Genomic DNA, 26,150 nt, shown 5'->3' with positions numbered 1-26,150 from the left:
ATCGCGCAAAACCGCTACACAGTTTTGCGCGACTTGCTTATAGTCATGCCCCATGACGCAAGGCAACGCCGACATCACGATGAACGACCTGCCGGTCTTTTCCGCCGAACTGCACCCCTACCGGTCGCTCGGGCGGAGCGGCCACCGCATCTTCTTCCTCATCGCGGGCGTGCTCAGCTTCGCCCACATGGCCGTTTTCATGATCTCCGGCGCCTGGCCGGTCGTCCTGTTCTTCGGTCTCGATTTCCTCGTGCTCTTCGGCGCCTTCTGGCTGAACAACCGGGCGGCGAAGGCCCGCGAGGTGGTCTTACTCTCGCGCACCAACATCTCGATCCGCAAGATCAGCCCGTCGGGCCGCGAGACCGAACATATCTTCAACCCGTTCTGGGCGCGCTTCCTCGTCTCGCGCAAGGCGAAGATCGGCATCACCGCCATGCATGTGCGCGGCAACGGCCGCCAGACGGATGTCGGCACCTTCCTGCCGCTCGACGACCGCGAGCGCTTCGCCTCGGCCTTTTCCGGCGCGCTGGCGCGGGTCAAGCGCGGCTACTGAGCCGTCGTTCTCACCCGGTTCCGGACGCGGGCCGCCGCAAGTCCTCGCTCGATTGGCCCGGCAGCAGGAATCGGGTGGCGGGGACGCCGGAGGCATGCTTTTCTGGCGGCACAGGAGAAGAACGATGAACATTGCCGCAACCCTGAAGACCGACATCACGCCCGAGGGCGACGACTACGCGACCGTCCGCCGGGTCATCGAGCTGATCACCGAGGACTATCGCGAACAGCCGGGCCTCGACGAAATCGCCGGCCGGCTCGACCAGTCGCCGACGCAGCTGCAGAAGACCTTCACCCGCTGGGCCGGCCTTTCGCCGAAGGCCTTCCTGCAGGCGGTGACGCTCGACCATGCCAAGCGGCTGCTGCGCCAGGAGGAACTGCCGCTGCTCGAGACGAGCTTCGAGGTCGGCCTTTCCGGCCCGGGCCGGCTGCACGACCTCTTCGTCACGCACGAGGCGATGTCGCCCGGCGAATGGAAGGCGCGCGGCGCAGGCCTGACGATCCGCTACGGCCTACACCCCTCGCCCTTCGGCGGGGCGCTCGTCATGATCACCGACCGCGGCCTTGCCGGCCTTGCCTTCACCGACGAGGCCGACGGCATGGACGCTTTCGAGGACATGTCATCGCGCTGGCCGAACGCGCATTATGTGGAAGACCGAGAGGCGACCGCCGCCTATGCGGAACGCATCTTCGACCCGAAGCGCTGGGATCCCAAGGCGCCGCTGCGCGTCGTGCTGATCGGCTCGGATTTCCAGGTCCGCGTCTGGGAGGCGCTCTTGCGCATTCCGATGGGCTGCGCGGTCACCTATTCGTCGATCGCCGAAAAGCTCGGCCAGCCGACCGCCTCGCGCGCCGTCGGCGCCGCCGTCGGCCGCAACCCCATCTCCTTCGTCGTGCCCTGCCACCGGGCGCTCGGCAAGAGCGGGGCGCTGACGGGCTACCACTGGGGCCTGACGCGCAAGCGCGCGATGCTGGGCTGGGAATCGGGCAAGGCCTGAAAACGGAAAGGCCGGCGGAAACGCCGGCCTTGTCCTTGAATGCACGTCCACTTCCTCCGTCATCCTCGGGCTTGACCCGAGGATCCAGGCGGCGCCTGCGGCGTGGATGGTCGGGTCAAGCCCGACCATGACGAAGGAGAGGGCAGCGGGCTGGAGATGCCGGCAAGAGCGGTGGCGATGGGACGCCAGCGGAGCAGATTGCCGCCGCGCGCCCCTGCTTGCGCACCGTTGCTCAGTGCGCGCCCGACATGTCCCCGAGCACGTCCTTCGACTTCACCGTCGAATCCGCGTTCAGCACGTAGACCATCGGCACGCCGGTGGCGAGGTTGAGCTTCAGGATCTCTTCCTTGGAAAGCTTGTCGAGCACCATCACCAGCGAACGCAGCGAATTGCCGTGGGCGGCGACGAGCACCTTCTCGCCGCGCAGCACGCGGGGCAGGATCTCCGTGAGATAGTAGGGCCAGACGCGGGCGCCGGTGTCGCGCAGGCTCTCGCCGCCCGGCGGCGGCACGTCGTAGGAGCGACGCCAGATATGCACCTGCTCCTCGCCCCACTTGGCACGGGCATCGTCCTTGTTGAGGCCCGAGAGGTCGCCGTAGTCGCGCTCGTTCAGCGCCTGGTCGCGGATCGTTTCCAGGCCGGGCTGGCCGATCTCGTCGAGGATGAGCGACAGCGTCTTCTGCGCGCGGGAAAGATCGGAGGTAAACGCGACATCGAACTTGATTCCGGTCTCGGCGATCGCCTTGCCGCCGGTCTTGGCCTCCTCGACGCCGAGCGCCGTCAGGTCCGGATCGCGCCAGCCGGTGAAGAGGTTTTTCAGGTTCCATTCGCTCTGGCCGTGCCGAACGAGGACGAGGGTTCCGCTCATAGATTGTCTCCTGATGGTTGGCATCGTTCCGACACGTGGATACCGGTTTTTGGAACGATGCGAAAACGAAAGAAAGGATCAGTTGAGCCCGAGCACGTCGAGCATGGAATAAAGGCCGGGCTTCCTGTCGCGCGCCCACAGCGCCGCCTGCACGGCACCGCGGGCGAAGATCGAGCGGTCCGTCGCGCTGTGCGACAGGGTCACGATCTCGCCCTCGCCGGCCAGCATCACCGAATGGTCGCCGATGACGGAGCCGCCGCGCAGCGTGGCAAAGCCGATCGAGCCCGCGGGGCGCGGCCCGGTATGGCCGTCGCGCACGCGCACCGAATGGTCGGCAAGCGAAATGCCGCGACCCTTCGCGGCCGCATTGCCGAGCAGCAGCGCGGTACCCGAGGGCGCATCGACCTTGTGCTTGTGGTGCATTTCCAGCACCTCGATGTCCCAGTTGCCGGGGCCGAGCGCGCGGGCGGCGGTCTCGGTGAGGACGCCGAGCAGGTTGACGCCAAGGCTCATATTGCCGGACTTGACGATGCGGGCGTGGCGGGCGGCGGCCTTGATCTTCTCGTCATCGGCCGGCGAGCAGCCGGTGGTGCCGATGACATGCACGATGCGCGCCTGCGCGGCGAGGCCGGCAAATTCGATCGTTGCGGCGGGCGCCGTGAAATCCAGGACGCCCTCCGCCGCGACGAAGGCTTCGAGCGGCTTGTCGGTGACGGGAACGCCGATCGGCCCGAGGCCGGCAAGCTCTCCCGCATCGCGGCCGATGAAGGGCGAGCCTTCGCGCTCGACCGCCGCGAAGACCGCCGCGCCCTCGATCGCGTGGATCGTGCGGATCAGCGTCTGGCCCATTCGGCCCGCCGCCCCCACGACGACCAGCTTCATTGCGTTGCCGCTCATGTCCCGTTCCATCCCTTCTGCGGAGCGCCGGCGCGCTCCCGTTCCTGTCTTTCCGCAAGGCTGCCCGTTTTGGAGCGGCCTATTTGCCCGCGCTGCCGGCGGCGGGTGCCTGGAGGCTGTTGAGGCGAGCGTAGAGGCCGTTCTCCCGGCTCGCAAGCGCCTCGTGCGTGCCCTCTTCGGCGACCGTTCCGCCCTGCATGACGATGATCTTGTCGGCCCGCACGATGGTGGAGAGCCGGTGCGCGATGACGACCACGGTGCGCCCGCTCATCGCCTCGTCGAGCGCCTTCTGCACCGCCTGCTCGGATTCCGTGTCGAGCGCCGAGGTCGCCTCGTCGAGCAGGAGGATCGGCGCACCCCGCACCAGCGCACGGGCGATCGACAGCCGCTGGCGCTGGCCGCCGGAAAGCGTTACGCCGTTCTCGCCGACGGGCGTGTCGTAGCCGAGCGGCTGGGCGAGGATGAAATCATGCGCATAGGCATGGCGTGCCGCCTCCTCGATCTCCGCGTCCGTCGCATCGGGGCGGCCGTAGCGGATATTGTCGCGGATCGTGCCCTCGAAGAGATAGGGCTGCTGGGAGACATAGGCGATGGCGTTGCGCAGCGACTGTTTCGTCACATGGGCGATGTCCTGCCCGTCGATGAGGATCTCGCCCTCTTCCGGATCGTAGAAGCGCGGGATGAGGTTGATGACCGTCGACTTGCCGGCGCCGGACGGTCCGACGAGCGCCGTCGTGCGGCCGCCCTCGGCGGTGAAGCTCACGCCCTTGAGGATCGCCTCGTTTTCCGAATAGCCGAAGCGCACGCCCCGGAAGGTGATCGTGGCATCGGAAACGACGAGCGGCCTTGCATCCGGCCGGTCGGCCTGGCGCGGCTTCAGGTCGAGGACCTCGTAGATCATGCGGGCATTGACGACCGCGCGTTCCAGCGAGACCTGCAGGCGGGCAAGGCGCTTTGCCGGGTCGTAGGCCATCAGCAGCGCCGCGACGAAGGAGAAGAAGGCGCCCGGCAGCACGCCGCCATAGATCGAGCGGTAGGCGGCATAGGCGAGCACGCCGGCGATGGCCGCGCCGGCGAAGGTCTCGGTCATGGGCGCGGTGCGCTCGGTCAACCGCGCGATGCGGTTGGAGCGGCTTTCGGCCCGGTCGATGATGCCCTCGACCTTGGCCTTCAGCTGCGCCTCCATGGTGAAGGCCTTGACGATGGCGATGCCCTGGATCGTCTCCTGCATGGCGCCGAGCACATGGCTGTTGAGCTCGACGGATTCGCGCGTGGCGCTGCGCAGGCGCCTGGAGACGTAGCGCAGGCCGATCAGGAGCGGCGGGGCGACGACGAAGACGATCAGCGTCAGCAGCCAGTCCTTGGAGATCATCACGCCGATGAGGGCGACGAGCGTCAGGAAGTCACGCGCGACCGACGTCACCGTCATGTTCAGGACATCGCGGATGCCGGTGACGTTCTGGCTGATCTGCGCGGCGAGATAGGCCGAGCGCGATTCGTTGAAATAGCCGACGCTGAGCGCCATCAGGTGCGAATAGAGCCGGCGCTGGTAGCGCGCGACGATGTTGTTGCCGATCTTCGACAGGATGACGGCCTGGTAATAGGTGGCAAAGCCGCGCAGCACGAAGGCGATGAAGATCGAGCCGCAGATGAGGGCGACGAGGTCGGCACGCTTGTTGGCGAAGGCCTCGTTGACCACCGATTCCATGATCCAGGCGGTAAAACCCGTCGTGCCGGCGACGACGGCGAGGCAGAGGATGGCCAGAACATAGCCACGGACGTGCTCGCGGCCGTTTTCGGCGATGATGCGCTTGAGCACGGTGGCGACGGTGTCGGAGCTGACGTGTGGGCGCTCGGTTCGACTCTTATCGGCCAATAAACTGACTTTCCTGCACGGTCCTGCGGCACCGGGAGGATGTGCCGCGCTGGACCCGCTCTATAGGGGCTCGGCCCCTCTTTGGCGAGTCCGCGGCGCGGCGAAGCGCCTGCGGAGGCTTCACCTTTTCCAGTGGCGTCCCTCGGTTGCAACACCAAAGCGGTCCGGCATGCGCGCGAAGGCGGCAAGACCGGCAAGGGCTGCGACCGGATGGGTGACCACATAGGTCGGGATCGTCTTCAAAAGCGCGCTGTGCGGCGCCTTGTCCTCGAAGGCGGCGCGGAATTCCGGCCCGCGCAGGGCGGGGAGGATCTTCTGCGAGATGCCGCCGGCCAGGAACACGCCGCCCTTGGCCATGAAGATCATCGCCATGTCCCCGGCGACGCGGCCGAGATAGGTGGAAAACAGCGAGACGGTCTCGATCGCCGCGCGATCCTCCTGGGCCAAGGCCTTGGAGGTGACGTCCGCCGGGGTCTCGAGCGGGGCATCGACACCGTCGGCGGCCGAAACGGCATGGTAGATGTTCATGATGCCGCGGCCGCACAGCAGTTGCTCGGCGGAAATGCGGCCTTCGATCGGCTCGAGGAAGGGCCATATCTGATGGTCGCGCTCGCTGCGCGGGCCGACATCCACATGCCCGCCCTCCCCCGGAACCGGGATCCAGCTGTGGCGCGCATAGACGAGGCCGGCGACGCCGAGCCCCGTGCCGGGGCCGAGCACCGTGCGCGAGGCGGCGTGCCGCTCGGTGCCGGGGCCGATCTTCTCGCGGTCCCCCTCGCCGAGCGAGGCGATGGCGAGCGCCTGCGCCTCGAAATCGTTGACGAGCAGCACGTCGTCGAAGCCGAGATTGGCGATCATGTCGCGCGGGCGCACGACCCAGGGGCAGTTGGTCAGCGGCACCTCGTCGCCCTCGATGGGGCCGGCGAGCGCGAGAATGGCCGAACGCGGCTGCACCGAGGTCGTGTCGAGGATGCATTGCTGGAGCGCGTCATCGATATTCTTGAAATCGGCCGTCTGGACGATCGGGAACTGCTTCGGCTCGGCGAAGGCATCGACCAGCAGCGCAAAGCGCGCATTGGTGCCGCCGATATCGCCGATCAGGATGGGAAAGGGGAAGTTCGTTTCGCTGTCGTTCGGCCGTACCATCAGGCTGTCCCGTTCATTTCGCGTGGAGGTGGTTTCCGGTGAACGTGCCGTCAAACGGCGGCAAAGTCGAGCAGATGTTCGGCGGTCGCGCGGTTCAGCGCCATCGGAATGTCGTAGACGATGGCGAGCCGCATCAGCGCCTTGACGTCGACGTCGTGCGGCATGGGGGTCAGCGGGTCGACGAAGAAGATGAGGAGATCGACCTCGCCCGTCGCGATCAGCGCGCCGATCTGCTGGTCGCCGCCGAGCGGGCCGCTCTTGAGGCGGGTGACGTCGAGGCCCGGGCAGGCCTCCAGCACCCGGCCGCCCGTCGTGCCGGTCGCGACGATCTTCGCCTGCGCCAGCACCTTCTCGTTCTTAAGCGCGAAGGCGGCCATGTCGTCCTTCTTCTCGTCATGCGCGATGAGCGCGATGCATTTCTGGCGCGACATGGGCGTTCCCCGCGATTTTAAATCGATTTGATCGCCTTATACAAAAGCAGCGGGGTCTTGAAAAGCCCCGGCCCTGCACGCCCCTCATCCGCCTGCCGGCACCTTCTCCCCGCAGGCGGGGCGAAGAGATATGCGGAAAGGCATTCCTTCCCATCCAATGCTGATTACTTAGGAAAAGGGTGCCTCCTTCCCTTCGCCCCGCTTGCGGGAAGACGGTGGCGGCAGCCGGATGAGGGGCGTGCAGGGCTATGCAGCGCTACTGGAACGGCCGCGGGATCGGGATCGGCACGATGGCCGGCAGCAGAGTGTCGGCGGCGATCACCGATTCGATGGAGGCCGCCGGGCTCTGGCCGCCGCCGGAGAAGGCGAGCGCGGTGGAGGAAACACCGCCATTGCCCTGATAGGTCACTTCCTGCTCGGAGGCGGGCGAAGCACTGGCAAGCACCGTGCTGCAGGCGTTCGGCAGGTCGGAGAGCTTGACGTAGCGCGGCTTGACGGGCTTGGCGTCCTTCTTCGGCGTGGGCTTTGCCCACGGCTCCTTGGTGAACCACCAGGCGAGCGACTGGTCGCAGCCGTCGCCGGCCGGCACGCGGGCCTGCGGCTTGCAGCCGGCCGCGCCTTCCGGGCACTTGATGCGGATATGGAAATGCTCGTCATGGCCGTAGATCGGCCGCACCTTGCCGAGCAGCGCGCGGTCGCCCTGCCAGGTCTCGCACAGCTTCTTCTTGATGGCCGGGTTGACGAAGACGCGCTCGACCTGCGGGTAGCTCGCCGCCTTCATGACCAGCCGGGCATGCGTAGACGTCCAGCGGCGCGAATCGACCGTCAGGAACTTGCTCTTGTCGAGCATGGAGGTGAAGGGCAGCTTTTCGCGCTCCTCGGCCGAAAGCCGGCGGTCGGGCATGGGCGTGAACCAGATGTCGGCGTCGAGCCCGACCTGGTGCGAGGCATGGCCCGACAGCATCGGCCCGCCGCGCGGCTGGGAAATATCGCCGAGTAGCAGTCCCGGCCAGCCGAGCTTCTGCGCATCCTGCGAGAACCGCTCGATGAGCGCGATCATGTCGGGATGCCCCCAGCGCCGGTTGCGCGACAGGCGCATGGCCTGCCAGGACGGGCCGTCCGTCGGGATCGCCACCGCGCCGGCAATGCAGCCCTTGGCATAGGAACCATAGGGGCTCGCCGCCATCCTGGCCGGCAGGCGCTTGGCGCCGAACAGTTCCTTGGCCGGCCGCTCCTCGGCGGCAAGCGGCCCGACAAGCGCGGCCAGCGCAAGTCCGGCGGCAAGAAGGCAGGTGGTCAATCGGGAAAGCATGGAATGCACGGGCGTCGTCCGGTCTCAAAATCGCAATCGCTGACGAAAGGTTAAGGGATCATCCTTTCGCGGAAGTGAATCGTCGCCCGGAATAGGCACGCCAAAAACCGCCCCTTTCATGGCAGGCCTGTCATTTGCCCGGATTTTGCCTATTCTCTGGTTCACGCTTCGGCAAACGAAACGAAAGGGATTTCGGCATGCAGGCAGCCTCCGGGAAAATCGTGTTCACCATCGCCCTCGCCCTGTCGCTGGCGGCCGCGAGCGGTGCAAGGGCCCAGGAGGCGAAGGAGCCCGTCTGGCGCACCGGCATCTCGACCATCGGCGAATTGAAGCGCCCGGGCGGCTTTGATCGCTTCGACTATGTCAATCCGGACGCGCCGAAGGGCGGCGAATTGAAACTGTCCGAGACCGGCACATTCGACACCTTCAATCCCATTCTCTCGAAGGGCGAGGCCGCGACCGGCGTCACGTCCCTCGTCTTCGACACGCTGCTGAAATCCGCCGACGACGAGATCACCGCCTCCTACGGCCTGCTCGCCGAAGCCGTCTCCTATCCCGACGACATCGCCTACGCCACCTTCCGCCTGCGCCCGGAGGCGAAGTGGGCCGACGGCCAGCCGGTGACGCCCGAGGACGTGATCTTCTCCTTCGACAAGTCGAAGGAGCACAATCCGCTTCTTGCCAACTACTACCGCCACGTGATTTCCGCGGAGAAGACCGGCGAGCGCGACGTCACCTTCCGCTTCGACGAGAAGAACAACCAGGAGCTCCCCAACATTCTCGGCCAGTTCCCGATCGTGCCCAAGCACTGGTGGGAAGGAACGGACGCCAAGGGCAACAAGCGCGACATCGGCCGCACGACGCTGGAGCCGGTCATGGGCTCCGGGCCTTACAGGATCGCCTCCTTCCAGGCGGGCGGCTCGATCCGCTTCGAGCGGCGCGACGACTATTGGGCCAAGGACCTCAACGTGAATGTCGGCCAGAACAATTTCGGCGTGATCAGCTACACGTTCTTCGGCGACCGGAACGTGGAGTTCGAGGCCTTCCGCGCCGGCAATGTCGACTTCTACCGCGACAACAGCTCCAGCCACTGGATGACGGCCTATGATTTTCCGGCCGTGAAGCACGGCCGCATCGTGCGCGAGGAGATCGAAAACCCGCTGCGCGCCGTCGGCATCATGCAGGCCTTCGTGCCGAACCTGCGCCGCGAACGGTTCAAGGACCAGCGGGTGCGCGAGGCACTGAACTACGCCTACGACTTCGAAAGCCTCAACAAGAACCTCGCCTATGGCAGGCTCAACCGCATCGACAGCTATTTCTGGGGCACCGAGCTGGCCTCCTCCGGCCTGCCGGAAGGGCGCGAAAAGGAAATCCTCGAGGAGCTGAAGGACAAGGTCCCGCCCGCCGTCTTCACCACGCCCTACACCAATCCCGTCGCCGGCGACCCGCAGAAGACACGCGAGAACCTGCGCAAGGCCATGATGCTCTTCAAGGAGGCGGGCTACGAGCTCAAGAACCGGAAGATGACGAACGTCAAGACGGGCGAGCCCTTCGGCATCGAAATCCTGCTCTCCAATCCTTCGCAGGAACGCACCGTCCTGCCCTATGTCAAGAGCCTCAACGACATCGGCATCGACGCCCGCATCCGCACGGTGGACGCCTCGCAATATACCAACCGCGTGCGCGCCTTCGACTATGACATGATCTACGGCATCTGGGCGCAGACGCTGGTGCCGGGCAACGAGCAGAGCGATTACTGGGGTTCGGCCTCCGTCGACCAGCAGGGCTCGAAGAACTATGCCGGCATCGCCGATCCCGCGATCGACGAACTGATCCGCCGCATCGTCTTTGCGCCGAACCGTGCCGAGCTCGTGGCGACGACCCATGCGCTCGACCGCGTCCTGCTCGCCCATCACTATCTGGTGCCGATGTTCTATTCCAAATCCCAGCAGGTCGCCTATTGGAACCACCTCGCCCGCCCGGCGGAGCTGCCCTATTACAGCCTCGGGTTCCCCGATGTCTGGTGGTCGAAGAATGCCGCGAAATGAGCCGGGGCTTGCGCCGTGCGGCGTCCTCGGCTCCATATAGCGATGACGAATCACCGTCGCGCGAAGCGGCGGCAGAAGGAAGGTTTGGGCTTGACCGACGGGACTGCGCCAAGACGAGAAGACCGGCAACCGGCTGCAGCGGGTAATCGCTGATGGGCGCCTATATCCTGCGACGCATCCTGCTGATGATCCCGACGATCTTCGGCATCATGGCGATTTCCTTCGCGATCGTGCAGTTCGCCCCCGGCGGCCCGGTCGAGCAGGTGATTTCCGACCTCACCAGCCAGAGTTCCGGCGACCGCCTCTCCGGCGGTGGCGGCGACGTTTTGCAGGATGTCGGGCAGGACAGCGCCTATCGCGGCGCGCGCGGCCTCGATCCGGAATTCATCGCCAAGCTGGAAAAGCAGTTCGGCTTCGACAAGCCGCCGCTCGAACGCTTCTTCACCATGATGTGGGATTATCTGCGCTTCGATTTCGGCGAGAGCTTCTTCCGCAACACCTCCGTGGTCGACCTGATCGCCCAGAAGATGCCGGTCTCCATCTCGCTCGGCGTGTGGATCCTCGTCTTCTCCTACGCCATCTCCATCCCGCTCGGCATCCGCAAGGCGGTGAAGGACGGCTCGGCCTTCGACGTGTGGACCTCGGGCATCATCATCATCGGCTACGCCGTGCCGAGCTTCCTCTTCGGCATCCTCCTCATCGTGCTCTTCGCCGGCGGCTCCTTCCTCGACTGGTTCCCGCTGCGCGGCATCGTCTCGGACAATTTCGACAGCCTCGCCTGGTGGCAGAAGCCGCTCGACTACATGTGGCACATGACGCTGCCGTTGATCACGCTGCTCTTGTCCGCCTTCGCCACGACCACGCTCCTGACGAAGAACTCCTTCATCGACGAGATCAAGAAGCAGTATGTCACCACCGCCCGCGCCAAGGGCCTCACCGAGCGGCAGGTGCTCTACGGCCACGTCTTCCGCAATGCCATGCTGATCATCATCGCCGGCTTCCCCGGCGCCTTCATATCGGCCTTCTTCACCGGCTCGCTGCTCATCGAATATATCTTCTCGCTCGATGGCCTCGGCCGCCTCGGCTATGATTCCATCGTGCGGCGCGACTATCCGATCGTCTTCGCGACGCTGTTCATCTTCTCGCTGATGGGCCTCGTCGTCAGCCTCATCTCCGACCTCATCTACACCTGGGTCGACCCGCGCATCGATTTCGAGCGGAGGGACGTGTGATGAGCGCCGTCACGGAGACAACGCCGATCGCCCCGCCGAGAAAGGGCCTGCTCAACCCCACGAACCTGCGCCGCTGGGAGAATTTCAAGGCGAACCGTCGCGGCTACTGGTCGCTGTGGATCTTCCTCGTCATCTTCATCCTCAGCCTGTTCGCCGAGTTCATCGCCAACGACCGGCCGATCCTCGCTTCCTACAAGGGCGAGATCCTCGTTCCCGTCCTTGTCGACTATCCGGAGGAGAAATTCGGCGGCTTCCTGGCCGAGACGGACTATCGCTCGGACTTCATCACGGAAGAGATCGAGGCCAATGGCTGGATGATCTGGCCGCCGATCCGCTATTCCTACAACACGACGAATTCCAACATCCCGCATTCCGCGCCGACGAAACCCTTCTGGCTGATGGCCGGGGACGAGCGCTGCGCCGGCTATCCGGGCGGCGCGGCGGACCCGAACTGCACGCTCGCCAACCTCAACTGGCTCGGCACCGACGACCAGGCGCGCGACGTGCTCGCCCGCGTCATCTACGGCTTCCGCATCTCCGTGCTGTTCGGTCTCGTGCTCACCATCGCCTCGGCGATCGTCGGCGTGACGGCCGGCGCCGTGCAGGGCTATTTCGGCGGCTGGACGGACCTCCTGATGCAGCGCTTCATCGAGATCTGGTCCTCGATGCCGGTGCTCTACATCCTGCTGATCATCGCCGCCATCCTGCCGCCCGGCTTCTGGATCCTGCTCGGCATCATGCTGCTCTTCTCCTGGGTCGGCTTCGTCGGCGTGGTGCGCGCCGAATTCTTGCGCGCGCGGAATTTCGAATATGTGCGGGCGGCACGCGCGCTCGGCGTCGGCAATGCCACGATCATGTACCGGCACCTCCTGCCGAACGCCATGGTGGCGACGCTGACCTTCCTGCCCTTCATCCTGTCGGGCTCGATCACCACGCTCACCTCGCTCGACTTCCTCGGCTTCGGTATGCCGCCGGGCTCGCCCTCGCTCGGGGAGCTGGTCGCGCAGGGCAAGAACAATCTCCAGGCGCCGTGGCTCGGCCTCACCGCCTTCGTCGTCATGTCCGTCATGCTGTCGCTGCTGATCTTCGTCGGCGAAGCGACGCGCGACGCCTTCGATCCGAGGAAGACCTTCCGGTGAGCGATCCCCAAACCATCCTGTCCGTCCGCGACCTCTCCGTCGCCTTCCACCAGGGCGGCAACACCACGCTCGCCGTCGACCGCGTCTCCTTCGACATCCGGCGCGGCGAGGTCGTGGCGCTTGTCGGCGAATCCGGCTCCGGCAAGTCCGTGACGGCGAATTCGATCCTCAAGCTGCTGCCCTACCCGGCCGCGAGCCACCCCTCCGGCGAGGTCCATTTCAACGGCAAGGACCTCTTGAAGGCCTCCGATACGACGCTGCGGAACGTGCGCGGCAACGACATCACGATGATCTTCCAGGAGCCGATGACCTCGCTCAATCCGCTGCACTCCATCGAGCGGCAGATCGGCGAGATCCTGAAGCTGCACCAGGACATCGAAGGCCCGGCCGCGCGCGCCAAAATTCTCGAACTGCTCAACCAGGTCGGCATCCGCGAGCCGGAAAAGCGCCTCGCCGCCTATCCGCACGAGCTGTCCGGCGGCCAGCGCCAGCGCGTGATGATCGCCATGGCGCTCGCCAACCGCCCGGAGCTATTGATCGCCGACGAGCCGACCACCGCGCTCGACGTCACCGTGCAGGCGCAGATCCTGGAGCTCCTGAAGTCGCTGAAGGAAGAGCACGGCATGTCCATGCTCTTCATCACCCACGACCTCGGCATCGTCCGCAAGTTCGCCGACCGGGTCTGCGTGATGACCAAGGGCAGGATCGTCGAGACCGGCCCGGTGGAGGAGATCTTCTCCAGCCCGCAGCACGCCTATACCCGCCACCTGCTCGCCGCCGAGCCCAAGGGCGAGCCGCGCCCGGGCGACGACAGCCAGCCCGTCGTCATCGAGGCGGAGGACGTCAAGGTCTGGTTCCCGATCAAGGCCGGGTTTCTCCGCCGCGTCGTCGATCACGTGAAGGCCGTCGACGGCATCGACCTGAAACTGCGCGCCGGCCACACGCTCGGCGTGGTGGGCGAATCCGGCTCCGGCAAGACGACGCTCGGCCTCGCGCTGACGCGGCTCATCGCCTCGAAGGGCCGCATCGCCTTCGTCGGGCAGGATATTGCCGGCCATTCCTTCAGCGAGATGCGGCCCTTGCGCCGGCGCATGCAGATCGTCTTCCAGGATCCCTTCGGCTCGCTCTCGCCGCGCATGTCGGTCGCCGATATCGTCGCGGAGGGCCTGAAGGTCCATGAGCCGTCGCTCTCCGAGGCAGAGCGCGACCGCCGCGTCGCCGCCGCGCTGGAGGAGACCGGCCTCGATCCCACGACACGCTGGCGCTATCCGCACGAATTCTCCGGCGGCCAGCGCCAGCGCATCGCGATCGCCCGCGCCATGGTGCTGAAACCCGAATTCGTCATGCTCGACGAGCCGACCTCGGCGCTCGACATGAGCGTGCAGGCGCAGGTGGTGGAGCTCCTGCGCGACCTGCAGGCCAAGCACAATCTTGCCTATCTCTTCATCAGCCATGACCTCAAGGTCGTGCGCGCGCTCGCCAACGACATCATCGTCATGCGCGGCGGTCAGGTGGTGGAGAAGGGGCCGGCCAGGGACATCATCGAACGGCCGCACGAGGCCTATACCAGGGCGCTGATGGCCGCCGCCTTCAATCTCGAAGCGGTCCGCAGCGAGAGCATCCGCCAGTAAGGCATTTTTTATACATTATCCGACGCCGAAGCGATTTCGCTTCGGCTGAAATGCTTCAGCAGGAACCAGCATGCAGACGAAAAGCCCTGTCATCATCGATCTGAAATTCGACCAGGAGCAGGTCGCCGCCGCGCTGAAGGGCGCCTTTGCGGACCGCGAGGTGATCAATCTCTCGCATCCGGCAAACCGCAACCGTGACCTCTCGGGCATCGACTATGCCGTTGTCTGGAAGCCGGGCGCCGATCTCTTCTCGCGGGCGAAGGACCTGAAGGTGGTGTTTTCCGGCGGCGCGGGCGTCGACCATGTGCTGACGCTGCCGGGCCTGCCCGACGTGCCGCTCGTGCGCTTCGTCGACGAGACGCTGACGACGCGCATGAGCGAGTGGGTGGTCATGCAATGCCTGCTGCACCTGCGCCAGCACCAGGCCTACGAGACGCAGCGGGCAGCGCGCGTCTGGCGCGAGCTCGCCCAGCCCGAAGCGAAGGACCTAACCGTCGGCATCATGGGTTTCGGCGTGCTCGGACAGGATTCGGCCAGGAAGCTGAAGACGCTCGGCTTCGACGTCATCGGCTGGTCGAAGAGCGGCCGCAAGGTGGAGGACTTCGAGACCTTCGACGAGGCCGGCCTCGACGCCTTCCTCGGCAGGACCGACATCCTCGTCGGCCTCCTGCCGCTGACGCCGGAGACGAAGGGCATCTACAATACCGGCCTCTTCACCCGCCTCAGCCGCAAGGGCCCGTTCGGCGCGCCGGTCTTCATCAATGCCGGCCGCGGCGGCAGCCAGGTGGAGGCCGATATCGTCGCCTCCCTCAACGACGGCACGCTGCACGGCGCCTCGCTCGACGTCTTCGAGCAGGAGCCGCTGCCGCTCGAAAGCCCGTTCTGGTCGATGGACAAGGTGTTCATGACGCCGCATGCCTCGGCGGCATCCGATGTCGCCGCGCTTTTCCGCCACGTCGCCGTGCAGATCGAACGGCTCGAAAGCGGCAAGCCGCTGGAGCATCTGGTCGACCGCAGCGCAGGATATTGAGACCCCGCTTGCGCCGGCCGGCGCAGCCCGGCGCGCGTCAGGGCCGGCGATAGCCGGTCGGCTGCGCGTAAAGCCAGCCGATGCGCTCGATGGCCGCATCCAGCCCCTCGCGCGCCACGCTCATCGTATGGCCGTTGGCGTGGATGATGGTCGCCTCGTCTTCCATGATCGCCACATGGCCCTTCCAGAAGACGAGGTCGCCGCGGCGAAGCGCGCCGCGCTCGATCGGCGTGCCGAGGCCGGCGGCCTGCATGTCGCTGTCGCGCGGCGCGGTGCGGCCCGTCATCATCATCGAAAGCTGCACCAGGGCCGAGCAGTCGAGGCCGAAGCCCGAGCGGCCACCCCACAGATAGGGCGTCTCCAGGAACCGGGCGGCGATGGCGACATAGTCGTCCCCTGCCCTCTCCCCGATCGCAAGGCAGTGACCGGCAACGACCGACTGGCCGCCGGCAAGCGTCAGGTAGCGGGTGCCGCGCGTCTCGCTCTCGCCTATAACCGGTATCCGGCTACCGATCGACAGGGCGAAGGCGGCGGGCGTGCGCAGGTCCGGGCCGGAATAGGCGAAGGTGCGCGGCACGGCGACGACATGGGTCGCTGCAGGGGTCGCCGCAGGGCCGGCCGCATCGAGCGCCGCCTCCGGCAGGTAGCCGACATAGCCGTCAAAATCGGATTTCACCCAGGCCCAGCCCTCCGCCCGGTCGAGCACGCGCACGCCTTCGCCGAACAGGAGCTCGGTATCGATGCCGGCGGCGGCATCCGGCCGGGGGCGCAGCGCGGCAACGGGCTGCGCCACGACGGCCGGCGTGCCCGTGACATAGTGCGCGGCCGCAACGGTGCCGCGCAGGGCCTCCTCGGCGAGATCCGGTCGGAAGGCGTTGAGGCGGCGGTCTGGAAGGGCGTTCATGGATCTGGTCTCACGGGGCCGTTCAGGGGGTCGGTTCAGGGGTTTTGCGCACGGCCCCGGGCGATGATGAGATCGCCGAGGCGTTCGAGATAGAGCGCGCCGTCCACGGTGCGCTTGATGATGACGTTGCGGCGATCGCGGTCGTCGCGCATGCGGGTGACGAGGCCCTGCTCGCCCATCGTGTCGAGCGCGCGGGTGATCACCGGCTTGGTCACGCCCAGCTTCGCCGCCAGCCCCCGCACCGTGTGCGGCGGGGGCACGAGGTAGATCTCCAGCAGGATCGCCATCTGGCGCAAGGTCAGGTCGCGCCCATCCTCGTGGACCTGCTGCAGCGTCACCGCGTGCCAGAGGCCGAGCGCCTGCGATGGGGTCAGATCTAGCGGCACGGCGTCTCCGGGCAGGACGGCATTTTCGTTACGATACCGTATCGTTTACCGGAAGAAAAGCCGCCGCCTCAGGCCGTCGCCTTGCGCAGGTGATGGTAGAGCGCGCGGATGGCCTGCGCCTCACCGCCGACGGGCGAATGCGGCCGCTCGGCCTGCGCCCAGCCGTAGATATCGAAATGCGCCCAGCGCTTGTTGCGGGTGACGAAGCGCTTGAGGAACAGCGCCGCGGTGATCGAGCCCGCCATGCCGCCCGCGGGCGCGTTGGTGAGGTCGGCGATGCGGGCGGAGACGTCCTTGTCGTAGCCCATGTGGAGCGGCATGCGCCACATCGGGTCATCGACCGTCAGGCTCGCCTCGGTGAGGTCGTGGGCAAGGTCCTCGTCGTCGGTGAAGAAGGGCGGCAGGTCGGGGCCGAGCGCGACGCGCGCGGCGCCCGTCAGCGTCGCCATGTCGATGACGAGGTCGGCCTCCGCCTCGTCCGCATAGGCGAGCGCATCGGCAAGGATCAGGCGACCCTCGGCGTCGGTGTTGTCGATCTGCACGGTGAGGCCCTTGCGGCTCCTGTAGATGTCGCCGGGGCGGAAGGCGTTGGCGGAGATCGCGTTCTCCACCACCGGCAGGAGCACGCGCAGGTCCACCTTCAGCTTGGCATCCATGATCATCAGCGCGAGGCCCATGACATTGGCCGCCCCGCCCATGTCCTTCTTCATCAGGAGCATGGAGGAGGCCGGCTTGATGTCGAGGCCGCCGGTATCGAAGCAGACACCCTTGCCGACGAGCGTCACGCGCTTGTGGCCCTTCTTGCCCCAAGTGAGTTCGAGCAGGCGCGGCGCCTGCGCGGCGGCGCGGCCGACCGTGTGGATGAGCGGGAAATTCTCCTTGAGGAGATCATCGCCCATGATGACGGAGACCTTCGCCTTGTAATGTTCGCCGAGCGCGCGAAAGGCGTCCTCCAGCGCGTCCGGGCCCATGTCGTTGGTCGGCGTGTTGATGAGGTCGCGGGCAAGGAAGACGCCGGCGATCTGGCGCTTGATGTCGGTGGCGTCCGCATCGCTGGGGATGAGCAGGGTCGGGGCTTCGGCGGCGGAGGCCTTGTAGCGCTCGAAGCGGTAGCTGCCGAGGCCGTAGCCGAGCGCGAGGCGGTTGGCCGTCAGCGGCGCGGTCTCGATATGCCAGTCGCCGGCCGGCAGCGCGCGGGCGAGCCTGCCCGTCAGGAACGGCGCGTCGGACGGGTTCTTGCCGAGGCCGAAGAGCGCGCCGCCGAGATGGCCGTCCGCCGTCGGCACCATCAGCAGCGCCCCGGATTCCGCCTTGAAGCCGGCCTTCCTTGCCCAGTCGAGCGCGATCGGGTCGATCGTGCCGGTCTCGATATGGGCCGGCGTGATCGCGAAGATCGGCAGCGTCCTGCCGTTCTTCGTGTTGAAGGGAGAGGGCCGGTCGATGAACTGGAAGGGGGCCATGGCGGAACCTTTGGGCAGGGCTTGAGAATCAGGCGATTAACACTCTGTTAGGGTTAACAGATTATTGCTGGAGTGGAGATTGCGGCGTGATTCCTTGACCGCCGCGACATGCGGGAATCGCTTCGGGGACAGATCATGGCCGCTTCCGTCACGCTTACGTCACTTCGCGCTGGATTTTTGAGAGGCGCAGCATGTCTTGCCATCGCGGTGGCAATGGCGGGCTGCGCGGGCAAGAGCAACATCACGACCGGCTCCATTCCGAAAATGTCGAAGCCGGTGTCCGAGATGAATGCGACGGAACTGCGGGGCGCCGCCGATACGATCGGCCGGGCCTATGCGAAGAACCCCAAGGACCGCACCGTCGGCATGAACTATGCCAATGTGCTGCGCATGAACGGGCGCAACGACCAGGCGCTCGCCGTCATGCAGCAGGTCGCCATCAACAATCCGAGCGACCGCGAGGTGCTGGCGGCCTATGGCAAGGCGCAGGCCGCCGCCGGCCAGCTCGAGCAGGCGCTGAACACGATCCTGCGCGCGCAGACGCCGGACCGGCCGGACTGGCGGCTGAAATCGGCCGAAGGCGCGATCCTCGACCAGCTCGGCCGCGCCGGAGAGGCCCGCGCGCGCTATCGCGAGGCGCTCGACATCAATCCGAACGAGCCGTCGGTGCTCTCCAATCTCGGCATGTCCTATCTCCTGGCGAAGGACCTGAAGACGGCCGAGACCTATCTGCGCTCCGCCGCCTCCCAGCCCGGCGCCGACAGCGGCGTGCGCCAGAACCTCGCGCTCGCCGTCGGCCTCCAGGGCCGTTTCCAGGAGGCGGAGACCATCGCCCGCCGCGAACTGGCCTCCGAGCAGGCCGAGGCGAACGTCACCTATCTGCGCTCGATGATGACCCAGCAGAACGCCTGGAAGAAGCTCGCAGCCGACGACAGCGGCAACACCAACTGATCCGTTTCTCCGATGCGCGGACGTAAAACCGCCTTACAGTTCTGCTGGAACTGCTCGTAACTCGCTCCCAAGCACGACCTCGCCCCGGCCGATATCTCGACCGGGGCGCTTTTTTGATCGACCCGCGGCCTCTTTTAGAAGCGGTCGGAGACCTGGATGCCGGCGGGGCCGAGGATCACGGCGACCAGCACCGGCAGGAAGAACAGGATCATCGGCACGGTCAGCTTCGGCGGCAGGGCGGCGGCCTTCTTCTCCGCCTCGTTCATGCGCTGGTCGCGGCATTCCTGGGCGAGAACGCGCAGCGCCTGGGCGAGCGGCGTGCCGTAGCGCTCCGCCTGGATGAGGGCCTGCGTCACGGCTTTCACCGTATCAAGGCCGACGCGCGTGCCGAGGTTCTCGTAGGCCGCGCGGCGCTCCTGGAGGAAGGAGAGTTCCGCGGTGGTCAGCACCAGCTCCTCTGCCAGCTCCGGCGAGGCCATGGCGATCTCGCCGGCCACGCGCTTGAAGGCGACCTCGATGGAAATGCCGGACTCGACGCAGATCAGCATCAGGTCGAGCGCATCAGGCCAGGCGCGCTTGATCGAAAGCTGGCGCTTCGACACCCGGTTGGAGATGTAGAGGTTCGGCGCGTAGAAGCCGATATAGGCGATGACGACCGTCGCCAGGATGCGCATCGCCAACGGCTTGTCGCCGAGATAGCCGAGGAAGAAGATGTAGAAGGCGCCGATGGCGGCGAAGACGAAGGGCAGCACGAAGCGCGCGAAGAGGAAGATGTTGAGCGCGTTCTGAGAGCGGTAGCCGGCCTGGCGCAGCCGGTTCATCGTATGGGCGTCGACCAGCGCCTCGCGCAGGTTCAGCCGCTCGACGACCTGTCGCACGGAGGTGTTGTGCTGGGCACGCAGCGAGGCCTTGCTCTGGGAGGCTTCGGCGTTCATGCGGGCGCGTTCGCGCGCGCGCATCTGCTCGCGCTCCAGCGCCACGGACTTCATGCGCTTGTCGAGATCGCCGCGGTCGAGATAGGGGGCGGCGAGCGTGTAGAAGGTCGCGAGCACCGCGATCATCACGAAGGCCGGCAGCAGCACGGCCGGATCGGTAAGGGTGGTAACGAGTCCCGACATGCCCCTGCCCCTCAGATGTCGAAGTTGATCATGTTGCGCATCACCAGGATGCCGATGGACATCCAGACGGCGGAGATGCCGAGGATGAGATGGCCGCGCGGATCCTGGAACAGGATCACGATATAGTCGGGCGAGGTCAGGTAGACGAGGAAGGCGACGATGAACGGCAGGGCGCCGATGATGGCGGCCGAGGCCTTCGCCTCCATCGACAGCGCGCTCACCTTGGCCTTCATCTTGCGCCGCTCGCGCAGGACGCGGGAGAGGTTGCCAAGCGCCTCGGACAGGTTGCCGCCGGCCTGGCTCTGGATCGCGATGACGATGGAGAAGAAGTTGACCTCCTGCAGCGGGATGTTGGTGAACATGCGCGCGCAGGCTTCCGGAACGCTGAGGCCGACCTGCTGCGCCTCGACGAGCCGGCGGAACTCGGTGCGCACCGGTTCCTGGCCTTCGGCGGCGATCAGGCGCAGCGCGTCGGTCAGCGGCAGGCCGGACTTGATCGAGCGCGTCATCACGTCGAGCGAGTTGGGGAACTCCTCGAGGAACTTGTTCATCCGCCGCTTGACGAGGTAGCCGACGACCCAGCGCGGCAGGCCGGCACCGGCGATGAAGGCCGCGCCGAGGCTGACGAGCAGGCCCGAGCCGGCAAGAAGGGCCAGAAGGAAGACGAAGATGCCGGCGGCGGCGCTGAGAAGGTAGAACTGCGGGATGCTGATCGAGAGCCCGGCCTGGACCAGCTTCGCCTTCAGGGTGGTGGCGGCGCGCTTGGTCTGTTCCTGCTGCTTCTTTTCAAGGTCCTTCAGCGAATCCTGCACCGACTTGCGCCGCTTGGACAATTCCTGCATGCGGTCGCGCGCGGCCTTGGCCTTGCCCTGGTCGGTCTCGGCGGCCTGGACGCGGCGCATGCGGCTTTCCGTCTTCTTCGCCGCCTCGATGCGCGAGAAGAGCAGGCCATAGGCAAGGCCCGCGGTCGAAAGGGCCGCCAGGGCGAAGATCGCGACGATGGTGATATCCAGTCCGAACATCGCGGCCCCTTACGGCTTTTCCATCGCGTCGAGCGTTGCCGCCAGGCGCTTGTCCTCGTTGAAGTAGCGGGCGCGCTCCCAGAAATGCGGCTTGCCGATGCCGGTGCCCGTGTGCTTGCCGATGAGGCGCCCGTTGGCGTCCTCGCCCTGGATGTCGAAGCGCATCAGGTCCTGCGTGACGATGACGTCGCCTTCCATGCCGACCACCTCGGTGATGTGAGTGATGCGGCGCGACCCGTCGCGCAGGCGCGAGGCCTGGATGATGATGTCGATGGAGCCGGAGATGATCTCGCGCACCGTCTTGGCCGGCAGGGTATAGCCGCCCATGGCGATCATCGATTCCATGCGCGACAGGCATTCGCGCGGCGTGTTGGCGTGGATCGTGCCCATCGAGCCGTCATGGCCGGTGTTCATCGCCTGGAGGAGGTCGAACACCTCCGGGCCGCGCACTTCGCCGACGATGATGCGCTCGGGCCGCATGCGCAGGCAGTTCTTGATGAGATCGCGCATGGTGATCTCGCCCTCGCCCTCGATGTTCGGCGGGCGGGTTTCGAGGCGCACCACATGGGGCTGCTGGAGCTGGAGTTCGGCCGAGTCCTCGCAGGTGATGACGCGCTCGTCACGGTCGATATAGTTCGTCAGGCAGTTGAGCAGCGTCGTCTTGCCCGAGCCGGTGCCGCCGGAGATGACGAGGTTGCAGCGCACCCGGCCGATGATCTGGAGCAGCGTCGCGCCTTCCGGCGTGATCGAACCGAACTTGACCAGCTGGTCGAGCGTCAGCTTGTCCTTCTTGAACTTGCGGATGGTGAGCGCCGTGCCGTCGATGGCGAGCGGCGGGGCGATGACGTTGACGCGCGAGCCGTCGGGCAGGCGCGCGTCGCAGATCGGGCTCGATTCGTCGACGCGGCGGCCGACCTGGCTGACGATGCGCTGGCAGATCGACAGGAGCTGGGCATTGTCGCGGAAGCGGATCTCCGATTCCTGCACCTTGCCGGCCACTTCGATATAGGTCTTGCCCGCGCCGTTCACCATGATGTCGGCGATGTCGTCGCGCGCCAGCAGCGGCTCCAGCGGGCCGTAGCCGAGCACGTCGTTGCAGATATCGTCGAGCAGTTCCTCCTGCTCGGAGATCGACATCGCGAAATTCTTGATCGTGATGATGTCGTTGACGATGTCGCGGATTTCCTCGCGCGCGCTCTCGGTATCGAGCTTGGCGAGCTGCGACAGGTCGATCGTGTCGATGAGCGCGGAGAAGACCTGGCTCTTCGTGTCGTAATAGTCTTCCGTGCGCGGCGCACGGCGGCGGGCGGTCGCGGCCGGTGCCGGAGCCGGAGCCGGAGCGGCGGCCGGCTCGAAGACGGGCTGCGGCGGCGCGGCCACGACCGGGCGCTCCGCCGTCACGGTCGTGACGGAAGCCGGCGTGGCCTGGCCCGCCTGGCCCGCCGAACCGCTCTTGCCGAAACCTTCATTGCCGCGTTTGCCGAACATGCCACTTCATCCAGTCTGTTGCGCCGCCCGTCGGGCCTATTTCTTGCCGATGAGGCCGAGCAGATTGCCGAGGCCGGTCTTCCTGGGTTTCTTGATCGTCGCGCGCCCCGTCACGAGATGGGCGATCTGCGAGAAGGTCTCCGCCGTCGGCGACTTTCGATCCATCTCGGCGATCATGCGGCCGCTGTTGGCGGCGGTGCCGAAGAGCTGCGCGTCGAAGGGGATAACCGCGATCGGCTGGATGCCGAGCGGTTCGCAGAAGTCGTCCGCCGCGATCTCCGGCCGTTTCGGCAGGCCGACCTGGTTGAGGATCAGGTGCGGCGGCTTGTCGTTCGGGCGAAGCTTCTTCAAGGCATCGAGCATGTTCTTCGTGTTGCGCAGGTTCGCAAGGTCCGGCACCGCGGTGATGACCAGCTCGTCGACCTCCGACAGCAGCGTGCGCGTCCACTCCGACCAGGCATGCGGCACGTCGAGCACGGTCACCGGCGCGCTGCGCTGCAGCACCTCGACGATCGGCTGGAAGGAGCCGCGCTCGAGATCGTAGGCACGATCGAGCATGGAGGGGGCCGCGAGCAGCGACAGGCGCTCAGAGCACTTCGTCAGCAGGCGATCGAGAAACACCTCGTCCAGCCGGTCCGGCGCGTAGATCGCCTCGGAAATGCCCTGCGGCGGATCCTGGTCGAAGTCGATATTGGCCGTGCCATAGGGCAGGTCGAGGTCGGCGAGGATCACCTCCGTCTGGAAGAGGCTCGAAATGTCGAAGGCGCAATTATGCGCGATCGTCGAGGACCCCACCCCGCCCTTGGCGCCGATGAAGGCGATGGTGCGGCCGAGCGGCTCGGCATCGGGATCGACGAAGATCGTCGACATGGCGTTGAGGATGTCGGCCATGCCGACGGGGCCGACCATGTATTCGGAGATGCCGTTGCGGAGGAGGTCGCGGTAGAGCGGGATGTCGTTGTAGCTGCCGACGATGATGACCTTGGTGCTCGGATCGCAGACCTCGGCGAGCGGGGCGAGCTCGTCCATGATGCCGCGCGGTTCCGTCGAGGTCTCCAGGATCAAAAGGTTCGGCGTCGGGGCCGAGGCGAACATGTTGGCCGCCGCCGCGATGCTGGCGCTGGAGACCCGGAGGCTCACCTTGGCCATGCGGCGGTCCTGGCCGCAGCGCTCCATGGTGCGCAGCATGGCCTCGCTTTCGCAGAAGGCGTGGACCGAGATGCGCGGCAGCGGACGCACGCCCTCCAGTTCGGCGGACCGGATCGCCTCGTCCGCCTCAGCTGCGCCCGCGCGCTCGATGGTGTAATCTACTGTGCTCATCGTCATGCCCGTTCCTGGTGTCCGGCGGACCGGATGGATATGTGCCTGGCCCTAGCCGGCGATTACAGCGGCGGCTGGCCAAACTCGCGGTAGTCCTGAATCACCACATTGCGCTGCTCAGCATCGATCGGGGTCATGCCGCGCGGCTGCACGAGATCCATCGGATTTGCGATCTGGGCGGCAAGGTTCGCCTGCGATGCGCAGCCGAAATTCTGATAGTTCTTGTTTTCCATTGTGTTGACGACGAGGTCTTCCGGCCATTCGCCGCAGGGTCCCGCCTGCGCGGTGATGGCGAAGAAGGCAAGCCGGATCGGCGCATTGGCGCCGTAGCCGCTCGCATCGTAGCTCGTCTCGATCAGCTGGTCGCGCTTGATGCCCGCCGCCGTCAGCGTCGTGCGGATGTCCTTGCGCAGATGGTTGGCCGTCGCGGCATTGGCCGAGCTGCGCGGCAGCATGATCTGCACAGCGCTGCGCGATTTCGCGGCGTGGTCGGCGGCAAAGCCGCGGATGTTGTCGCGCATGGCCGCCGTCAGCGCCCGGTCGCCGATGGCGATCGGAATGTCCATCGTCTGCGCGGTTTCGGACAGCACGATCGGGTGGCGCGTACGGTAGTCGTCCGGGATCGAGGCCGTCGTGGACCGGTCCGGCCGCGCGCCGCAAGCGGCGAGTAGCGTGGCGGACAGGATAAGGGTCGCCGCGAGCGCTGCGCGCATCGGCAGGGGCCTGTGCATGGTGCGGTTCCTTGCGGGGAGCCAAGTCTTGCTGGTCGTGTCGCGCATGTCCCGTCCCGTCACTTGTAGATGAAACCGATGGAGCCGTGGTAGTTGCCCGCCGGCATGGCGTCTTCCTTGCGGCCGTAGATCTTGTTCACCTTGCCGAGGAAGAAGCTCGCCGCATCGTTGGTCGCGTTGAAATTGTCGTCCGGACGCTGGAGCGCGGTGCGCGCGACGGGCCGCACGAGATAGGGCGTGGCGATGATGACCATTTCCGTCTCGTTGCGCACGAAGTCCTTGGAGCGGAACAGCGTGCCGAAGATCGGGATCTTCGAAAGGCCCGGCAGGCCGGAGACGGCCTGGCGGATATCGTCCTTGACGAGGCCGGCGATGACGATCGAGCCGCCCGACGGCAGCTCGACGCTCGTCGTGGCCTCGCGGCGCCGGATGCCGAGCACCGTCATGCCGGGAATGGCCTGGGTGCCGCCATAGGTCGCCGACCCTTCGAAAGTCGGCTCGGAGACCTCCGTCTCGACACGCAGGCTGATGCGGCCGGGCGACAGCACGACCGGGCGGAAATTCAGCCGGATGCCGTATTCGACCTCGGTGATCGTGCGGGTGATGGTCGGGGATTTGCCGGCCTCGCCGCTTTCGATCGTCTGCTCGCTCGGGAGGCGGAAATCGCCGCCGACATAGAAGCGGGCCTCCTCGCCGGAGATCGCCGTCAGGCTCGGTTCGGCAAGGGTCCGCATCACGCCGGCCTGCTCCATGGCGCTCATGCTGCTGGAAAGGGCCAGGCCCCCGACCGTGCCGGAAAGGGCGCCATTGGAGACCCAGTCGGCCGCGCCGCCGAGATTGGTCGGGTTGCGGAAGGAGATGCCGCCACTCGATCCCTGGGCGGAGCCGTTGAAGCCGAGCTGCTTGAGCACCTGGCGGCTGACCTCCGCCACGGTGATCTTCAGCGTCACCTGGTCCTCGCCGTCGATCTTGAGCATGTTGACGACCTGGGAGCGCTGGCGCACTTCGCCGAAGATCGCCGCATCGCCGTTGTTGCCCTGGGCCGTGATGTTGCGGGTCGTCGCCTCGCCGCCTCTCAGGAAGATTTCGGCAAGTCGCGTCGCCTGGGCGGCATCCTGCGGGGTCCGTACCGTGCCATTCAGCACGATGTTGTCCGAAATGATCTCGACCTGGATGTCGGAGTCGGGAATGAAGCGGCGCAGGTTCGCCTGCAGGCCGTCGATGTCGCGCTCGACGGTGAGGTCGATGCTGACGATCTCCTCGCCGCCCGGCCCGAAGATGAAGATGTTGGTCTGGCCGACTTCCTTGCCGAACAGGTAGATGCGGCGCGAGGTGCGGGTGACCGCGTCCGCCTTGCCCGGATCGGCGACGAGGATGTCGTGCGCGTCGGTCGGCAGATCAACAACGATCGCCTTGTTGAGGCCGAGCTTCACCGCCTTGCGGGCACCGGGGCCGCTGTCGTTGATGCGGATGACGGAAGCGGTCGCCGCTTCGGCGGTGAGCGCCGGCGTGCCGCTGAACACGGTCTCCGCCAGGCCGGAAAGGGCGAGGCAGAAGCTCAGCCCGCCGGCGACAGAAGCCCGAAATGTCCTTGTGATTCCAAACACGGT

23 protein-coding genes are annotated in these 26,150 nt (G+C 66.3%); 8 read left to right on the top strand and 15 right to left on the bottom strand.

The features are described from left to right. Nucleotides 1–52 precede the first annotated feature (52 nt). Both AABF56_RS19910 and AABF56_RS19905 read left to right on the top strand, forming a co-directional pair. Entirely contained in the window at nucleotides 53–553 is a 501-nt protein-coding gene (locus AABF56_RS19910; protein ID WP_272807264.1) for a DUF2244 domain-containing protein, read from the top strand. A 124-nt stretch (nucleotides 554–677) separates the two neighbouring features. Continuing rightward, nucleotides 678–1,550 carry a bifunctional helix-turn-helix domain-containing protein/methylated-DNA--[protein]-cysteine S-methyltransferase gene (locus AABF56_RS19905; RefSeq protein ID WP_272807263.1) on the top strand — a complete coding sequence of 291 codons (873 nt, stop codon included), beginning with the start codon at nucleotides 678–680 and terminating at the stop codon, nucleotides 1,548–1,550. 232 nt (nucleotides 1,551–1,782) lie between these two features. On the opposite strand, the gene AABF56_RS19900 is transcribed toward AABF56_RS19905, so the two are convergent. The 6 genes from AABF56_RS19900 to mepA all read right to left on the bottom strand — a co-directional run bounded on the left by AABF56_RS19900 (nucleotide 1,783) and on the right by mepA (nucleotide 8,080). Beyond that, nucleotides 1,783–2,418 carry a 2,3-bisphosphoglycerate-dependent phosphoglycerate mutase gene (locus tag AABF56_RS19900; RefSeq protein ID WP_133035461.1) on the bottom strand — a complete coding sequence of 212 codons (636 nt, stop codon included), beginning with the start codon at nucleotides 2,416–2,418 and terminating at the stop codon, nucleotides 1,783–1,785. A 78-nt stretch (nucleotides 2,419–2,496) separates the two neighbouring features. Beyond that, the gene (gene dapB / locus AABF56_RS19895) at nucleotides 2,497–3,315 is read right to left on the bottom strand and encodes a 4-hydroxy-tetrahydrodipicolinate reductase (protein WP_272807262.1); all 819 of its coding nucleotides are present in this window, start codon (nucleotides 3,313–3,315) and stop codon (nucleotides 2,497–2,499) included. 79 nt (nucleotides 3,316–3,394) lie between these two features. Continuing rightward, on the bottom strand, nucleotides 3,395–5,191 hold the full coding sequence (locus AABF56_RS19890; protein ID WP_272807261.1) for an ABC transporter ATP-binding protein: 1,797 nt from the start codon (nucleotides 5,189–5,191) through the stop codon (nucleotides 3,395–3,397). 120 nt (nucleotides 5,192–5,311) lie between these two features. Beyond that, complete coding sequence (locus AABF56_RS19885) at nucleotides 5,312–6,337, bottom strand: glucokinase (protein WP_272807260.1); 1,026 nt, start codon at nucleotides 6,335–6,337, stop codon at nucleotides 5,312–5,314. Between the two features lie 50 nt (nucleotides 6,338–6,387). Then, nucleotides 6,388–6,768, bottom strand: coding sequence for a methylglyoxal synthase (locus AABF56_RS19880; protein ID WP_244770361.1), 381 nt, complete (start codon nucleotides 6,766–6,768; stop codon nucleotides 6,388–6,390). Between the two features lie 256 nt (nucleotides 6,769–7,024). After that, nucleotides 7,025–8,080: a penicillin-insensitive murein endopeptidase gene (gene mepA, locus AABF56_RS19875; protein ID WP_288084558.1), complete on the bottom strand. Its 1,056-nt coding sequence runs from the start codon at nucleotides 8,078–8,080 to the stop codon at nucleotides 7,025–7,027. 197 nt (nucleotides 8,081–8,277) lie between these two features. Here mepA and AABF56_RS19870 point away from each other — a divergent pair, with 197 nt between their 5' ends. The 5 genes from AABF56_RS19870 (at nucleotide 8,278) to AABF56_RS19850 (ending at nucleotide 15,160) form a co-directional block, all read left to right on the top strand. Further along, nucleotides 8,278–10,128, top strand: coding sequence for an extracellular solute-binding protein (locus tag AABF56_RS19870; protein ID WP_272807258.1), 1,851 nt, complete (start codon nucleotides 8,278–8,280; stop codon nucleotides 10,126–10,128). Between the two features lie 152 nt (nucleotides 10,129–10,280). Continuing rightward, nucleotides 10,281–11,360, top strand: a complete 1,080-nt coding sequence (locus tag AABF56_RS19865) for a microcin C ABC transporter permease YejB (protein WP_133035466.1) — start codon at nucleotides 10,281–10,283, stop codon at nucleotides 11,358–11,360. Further along, nucleotides 11,360–12,499, top strand: coding sequence for an ABC transporter permease (locus AABF56_RS19860; protein WP_272807257.1), 1,140 nt, complete (start codon nucleotides 11,360–11,362; stop codon nucleotides 12,497–12,499). Before AABF56_RS19865 ends, AABF56_RS19860 begins: the two co-directional genes overlap by 1 nt. Next, the gene (locus tag AABF56_RS19855; RefSeq protein WP_272807256.1) at nucleotides 12,496–14,130 is read left to right on the top strand and encodes an ABC transporter ATP-binding protein; all 1,635 of its coding nucleotides are present in this window, start codon (nucleotides 12,496–12,498) and stop codon (nucleotides 14,128–14,130) included. The genes AABF56_RS19860 and AABF56_RS19855 overlap by 4 nt, the downstream gene beginning before the upstream one ends. A 70-nt stretch (nucleotides 14,131–14,200) precedes the next feature. Then, the gene (locus tag AABF56_RS19850) at nucleotides 14,201–15,160 is read left to right on the top strand and encodes a 2-hydroxyacid dehydrogenase (RefSeq protein ID WP_272807255.1); all 960 of its coding nucleotides are present in this window, start codon (nucleotides 14,201–14,203) and stop codon (nucleotides 15,158–15,160) included. Nucleotides 15,161–15,197: 37 nt separating this feature from the next. Here the strand turns inward: AABF56_RS19850 and AABF56_RS19845 are convergent, their stop codons facing one another. The 3 genes from AABF56_RS19845 to AABF56_RS19835 form a co-directional block, all read right to left on the bottom strand. Then, entirely contained in the window at nucleotides 15,198–16,064 is an 867-nt protein-coding gene (locus AABF56_RS19845) for a C40 family peptidase (RefSeq protein WP_272807254.1), read from the bottom strand. Between the two features lie 35 nt (nucleotides 16,065–16,099). Further along, complete coding sequence (locus AABF56_RS19840; protein ID WP_244770368.1) at nucleotides 16,100–16,450, bottom strand: MarR family transcriptional regulator; 351 nt, start codon at nucleotides 16,448–16,450, stop codon at nucleotides 16,100–16,102. 68 nt (nucleotides 16,451–16,518) lie between these two features. Then, on the bottom strand, nucleotides 16,519–17,910 hold the full coding sequence (locus AABF56_RS19835) for a leucyl aminopeptidase family protein (RefSeq protein ID WP_272807253.1): 1,392 nt from the start codon (nucleotides 17,908–17,910) through the stop codon (nucleotides 16,519–16,521). A 213-nt stretch (nucleotides 17,911–18,123) separates the two neighbouring features. Between AABF56_RS19835 and AABF56_RS19830 the strand changes: the two genes are divergently transcribed. Continuing rightward, a complete protein-coding gene (locus AABF56_RS19830; protein WP_272807539.1) occupies nucleotides 18,124–18,861 on the top strand; it encodes a tetratricopeptide repeat protein in 738 nt (245 codons plus the stop codon). A gap of 134 nt (nucleotides 18,862–18,995) precedes the next feature. On the opposite strand, the gene AABF56_RS19825 is transcribed toward AABF56_RS19830, so the two are convergent. The 6 genes from AABF56_RS19825 to AABF56_RS19800 form a co-directional block, all read right to left on the bottom strand. Further along, nucleotides 18,996–19,979, bottom strand: a complete 984-nt coding sequence (locus AABF56_RS19825) for a type II secretion system F family protein (protein WP_244770371.1) — start codon at nucleotides 19,977–19,979, stop codon at nucleotides 18,996–18,998. A gap of 11 nt (nucleotides 19,980–19,990) precedes the next feature. Then, nucleotides 19,991–21,001 carry a type II secretion system F family protein gene (locus AABF56_RS19820; RefSeq protein ID WP_244770372.1) on the bottom strand — a complete coding sequence of 337 codons (1,011 nt, stop codon included), beginning with the start codon at nucleotides 20,999–21,001 and terminating at the stop codon, nucleotides 19,991–19,993. A 9-nt stretch (nucleotides 21,002–21,010) separates the two neighbouring features. Continuing rightward, nucleotides 21,011–22,489, bottom strand: coding sequence for a CpaF family protein (locus tag AABF56_RS19815; RefSeq protein ID WP_272807252.1), 1,479 nt, complete (start codon nucleotides 22,487–22,489; stop codon nucleotides 21,011–21,013). Between the two features lie 36 nt (nucleotides 22,490–22,525). Then, nucleotides 22,526–23,809, bottom strand: a complete 1,284-nt coding sequence (locus AABF56_RS19810; protein WP_272807251.1) for an AAA family ATPase — start codon at nucleotides 23,807–23,809, stop codon at nucleotides 22,526–22,528. A 62-nt stretch (nucleotides 23,810–23,871) separates the two neighbouring features. After that, a complete protein-coding gene (locus AABF56_RS19805; RefSeq protein WP_272807250.1) occupies nucleotides 23,872–24,540 on the bottom strand; it encodes a CpaD family pilus assembly protein in 669 nt (222 codons plus the stop codon). A gap of 59 nt (nucleotides 24,541–24,599) precedes the next feature. Further along, nucleotides 24,600–26,147, bottom strand: a complete 1,548-nt coding sequence (locus tag AABF56_RS19800) for a type II and III secretion system protein family protein (RefSeq protein ID WP_272807249.1) — start codon at nucleotides 26,145–26,147, stop codon at nucleotides 24,600–24,602. Nucleotides 26,148–26,150 lie beyond the last annotated feature (3 nt).

The organism is Shinella sp. WSC3-e (genome assembly GCF_945994535.1).
GTDB lineage: Bacteria > Pseudomonadota > Alphaproteobacteria > Rhizobiales > Rhizobiaceae > Shinella > Shinella yambaruensis.
This window is presented reverse-complemented; position numbering and strand designations above follow the sequence as displayed.

What these genes read in the sequence shown, in the direction of transcription:
- AABF56_RS19880 (WP_244770361.1), bottom strand. Translation starts at nt 6,768, where the DNA reads ATGTCGCGCCAGAAATGCATCGCGCTCATCGCGCATGACGAGAAGAAG.
- AABF56_RS19835 (WP_272807253.1), bottom strand. Translation starts at nt 17,910, where the DNA reads ATGGCCCCCTTCCAGTTCATCGACCGGCCCTCTCCCTTCAACACGAAG.
- AABF56_RS19870 (WP_272807258.1), top strand. Translation starts at nt 8,278, where the DNA reads ATGCAGGCAGCCTCCGGGAAAATCGTGTTCACCATCGCCCTCGCCCTG.
- AABF56_RS19900 (WP_133035461.1), bottom strand. Translation starts at nt 2,418, where the DNA reads ATGAGCGGAACCCTCGTCCTCGTTCGGCACGGCCAGAGCGAATGGAAC.
- AABF56_RS19830 (WP_272807539.1), top strand. Translation starts at nt 18,124, where the DNA reads ATGGCGGGCTGCGCGGGCAAGAGCAACATCACGACCGGCTCCATTCCG.
- mepA (WP_288084558.1), bottom strand. Translation starts at nt 8,080, where the DNA reads ATGCTTTCCCGATTGACCACCTGCCTTCTTGCCGCCGGACTTGCGCTG.
- AABF56_RS19850 (WP_272807255.1), top strand. Translation starts at nt 14,201, where the DNA reads ATGCAGACGAAAAGCCCTGTCATCATCGATCTGAAATTCGACCAGGAG.
- dapB (WP_272807262.1), bottom strand. Translation starts at nt 3,315, where the DNA reads ATGAGCGGCAACGCAATGAAGCTGGTCGTCGTGGGGGCGGCGGGCCGA.
- AABF56_RS19815 (WP_272807252.1), bottom strand. Translation starts at nt 22,489, where the DNA reads ATGTTCGGCAAACGCGGCAATGAAGGTTTCGGCAAGAGCGGTTCGGCG.
- AABF56_RS19905 (WP_272807263.1), top strand. Translation starts at nt 678, where the DNA reads ATGAACATTGCCGCAACCCTGAAGACCGACATCACGCCCGAGGGCGAC.
- AABF56_RS19805 (WP_272807250.1), bottom strand. Translation starts at nt 24,540, where the DNA reads ATGCACAGGCCCCTGCCGATGCGCGCAGCGCTCGCGGCGACCCTTATC.
- AABF56_RS19865 (WP_133035466.1), top strand. Translation starts at nt 10,281, where the DNA reads ATGGGCGCCTATATCCTGCGACGCATCCTGCTGATGATCCCGACGATC.
- AABF56_RS19820 (WP_244770372.1), bottom strand. Translation starts at nt 21,001, where the DNA reads ATGTTCGGACTGGATATCACCATCGTCGCGATCTTCGCCCTGGCGGCC.
- AABF56_RS19910 (WP_272807264.1), top strand. Translation starts at nt 53, where the DNA reads ATGACGCAAGGCAACGCCGACATCACGATGAACGACCTGCCGGTCTTT.
- AABF56_RS19860 (WP_272807257.1), top strand. Translation starts at nt 11,360, where the DNA reads ATGAGCGCCGTCACGGAGACAACGCCGATCGCCCCGCCGAGAAAGGGC.
- AABF56_RS19845 (WP_272807254.1), bottom strand. Translation starts at nt 16,064, where the DNA reads ATGAACGCCCTTCCAGACCGCCGCCTCAACGCCTTCCGACCGGATCTC.
- AABF56_RS19810 (WP_272807251.1), bottom strand. Translation starts at nt 23,809, where the DNA reads ATGAGCACAGTAGATTACACCATCGAGCGCGCGGGCGCAGCTGAGGCG.
- AABF56_RS19885 (WP_272807260.1), bottom strand. Translation starts at nt 6,337, where the DNA reads ATGGTACGGCCGAACGACAGCGAAACGAACTTCCCCTTTCCCATCCTG.
- AABF56_RS19825 (WP_244770371.1), bottom strand. Translation starts at nt 19,979, where the DNA reads ATGTCGGGACTCGTTACCACCCTTACCGATCCGGCCGTGCTGCTGCCG.